The sequence below is a fragment of the Methylophaga sp. genome (assembly GCF_009711715.1).
Classification (GTDB): Bacteria; Pseudomonadota; Gammaproteobacteria; order Nitrosococcales; family Methylophagaceae; genus Methylophaga.
The window spans coordinates 1-2,503 of record NZ_VENF01000027.1; the positions used below are offsets into that span (position 1 = coordinate 1).

Annotated in this window: 3 protein-coding genes; all 3 read right to left on the bottom strand. The window is 48.9% G+C overall.

From position 1 onward, the window contains the following. Positions 1 to 1,001: PQQ-binding-like beta-propeller repeat protein (locus FH755_RS13655; RefSeq protein ID WP_292441660.1), on the bottom strand; the 1,001-nt coding region annotated here is incomplete at its 3' end. Between the two features lie 168 nt (positions 1,002 to 1,169). Next, positions 1,170 to 1,805, bottom strand: a complete 636-nt coding sequence (locus FH755_RS13660) for a response regulator transcription factor (RefSeq protein ID WP_292441661.1) — start codon at positions 1,803 to 1,805, stop codon at positions 1,170 to 1,172. A gap of 246 nt (positions 1,806 to 2,051) precedes the next feature. After that, on the bottom strand, positions 2,052 to 2,503 hold a 452-nt coding region (locus FH755_RS13665; protein WP_292441662.1), incomplete at its 5' end, for a PQQ-binding-like beta-propeller repeat protein.

The window sequence follows — 2,503 nt, forward strand, 5'->3', positions numbered from 1 at the left end:
TTGCCTTTGACTTTTTGTTCAGCCAGGATGACTTCGTTCACACCGTCATAATCCCACTCATCGTATGGGGTCATCTGGTAAACCCATTTCGCCATACCGGTGTCGAGATCACGACCAAACAGTGACATGGACCACTTGTTGTCACCAGGACGCTGAACCGGGTTCCAGGTAGACGGGTTACCTGAGCCGTAATAGAACATGTTCAGGTCAGGATCGTAAGAGTACCAGCCCCAGGTTGTACCACCACCGATTTTCCATTGGTCGCCCTGCCAGGTTTTCAAAGAAGAATCTTTGCCAACCGGCTTCAGCATGGAAGTGGTTTTTTGCGGGTCGATCAGCATTTCTTCATCTGGACCGGTGCTGTAGGCTTTGTATTTTACATTACCATCCAGATCGTAGGCTTGAACGTAGCCACGTACACCGAACTCACCACCTGAAATACCGACGATGATAGTGTCATCAAACACGTGAGCAGCAGCTGTGCTGGTCGCACCACGTTTTGGATCGTCACGTTTGTCAGACCAGACAACGCTGCCGTCAGCGGCATTCAGGGCAACCAGCGTGGTATCAGCCTGGTTCAGGAAGATTTTGCCGTCAGCGTAAGACAGACCACGGTTAACGGTGTCACAGCACATGACTGGCACAGTTTCGTCGTAGTTTTGCTTAGGCTCGTATTTCCACTTGATCGCACCGTCGTTGTTCAGATCCAGCGCGTAAACGATGTTCGGGAACGGCGTATGAACATACATGGTGCCGTCGATAACGAGCGCGTTACCTTCGTGACCACGCAGAACACCAGTGGAGAAAGACCAGGCCATATTCAGATCTTTGACGTTGTCTTTATTGATTTGGGACAGCTCTGAATAACGCTGGTTAGCGTAATTGCCCGCTGGCATCACCCAGTTATTTGGGTTGTCTTGCATTGTCAGCAGTTCGTCGGCTTGCGCCGCACCTGCGACAGACAATGACATCATCGCTAATGATAATGTTTTCAGCTTCATTAGATTTACCTCTTCTAATTATAGAGTTGGTTGGGTGACTAAGAAGTGAATAGCCACTGAGCACTACTCTATGCCGTATCTTCCCATTTTTCATTAGGAGACTATCACCATGGAGGTAGGAGTTTTTCCCCGTGAATGCAGGAAAATATCTGAAGAGAGAAAGATGAGCTATTGCAATCGTATGATTTGGTGCTTGACTGCCAGCCTGACCAACTGAATCGGGGTATGTATATTTAACTTATGTTTCAGCTGAGTTTGATAATTAGCTACTGTTTTTTGACCGATTTTAAGCGTATCAGCAATTGTGTCAATGTCTGCCCCTTCTGCAAGCAAACGAAAGATTTCAAATTCCCTGGGCGTTAAAGACCGTGTAGGGTCTTCCTCAGCAGAAAGATTTTGCAATGCAATTGCCTGTGCGACTTCCGAACTAAGATAACTTTTTCCACTGGCGACCTGACGAACTGCCAGGATAACCTCTTCAGCCGTGCTCGACTTTAGCACATAACCTTTTGCGCCAGCACTGATAGCCTGGATAGCAAAGACGACCTCGGGACGGGAAGTAAACATAATGATTTTAGCATCAGAAAAACGCGCTTTGATCTGTCCCAGTGTGGCCAGGCCGCTGGTGTCAGCCATATTCATATCCATCAGCAAGACATCAGGTTGATGCTGATGATAGAGCTTGTACGCATCATCGCCGGTATCGGCCTCTGCCACTACCTGCAAGTCCGGCTGCTCCTCCAGTAAACGCTTTACACCCGAACGCACCACAACATGATCGTCGACCAAAATCACTTTTGTCATCAGTCTGTCCCTTCGAAAGCTCTCATGACACCGAAGCCATTTTGAATTAGACAATAAGAGCGAATAATAAAAATATGTTAACAAGCCGTGAAACAGCAACTAACGTGTAAGTAGACCGCAGGCCATGATTTTAGTTCTGTTTTTCTCCGGCTTGAGAGCGCAAATAAAGAAGGCCCGACATCTTGCGATGCCGGGCCTTTTATCAGACTGGTTCGATTAATTGCTTAATCGAATTGGGTCTTGGTCTTACAGGCTGAATACGCTCAGAACACCACCCAGGTTAGTCCAGCTGGACAGTGACTTGTATGCACCGACTGCGCCCAGACCATCTGTGTCGTTTTCCAGGCTTGGGATAGCCATACCGATACCAGCCCAACCACCTACACCAGACAGGATGGAGATGTACTGCTTACCCTGGTGCTTGTAAGTGTTGACGTTACCGATGATGCCTGATGGGGTCTTGAAGCGGAACAGCTCGCGACCGGTTTGGGCATCAACTGCTTTCAGGTAACCTTCCAGCGTACCGTAGAACACAACATCAGTGGCAGTTGCCAGGGCACCTGACCAGGCAGAGAAGCGTTCCGGGTTTGACCAGACGATTTTACCTTCACGCGCATCCCAGGCAATGAAGTTACCCAGGTGGGAATCGCCTTCAGGCGGGTACATGCTTAAGGTCGCACCAACGTAGGGCTGACCGG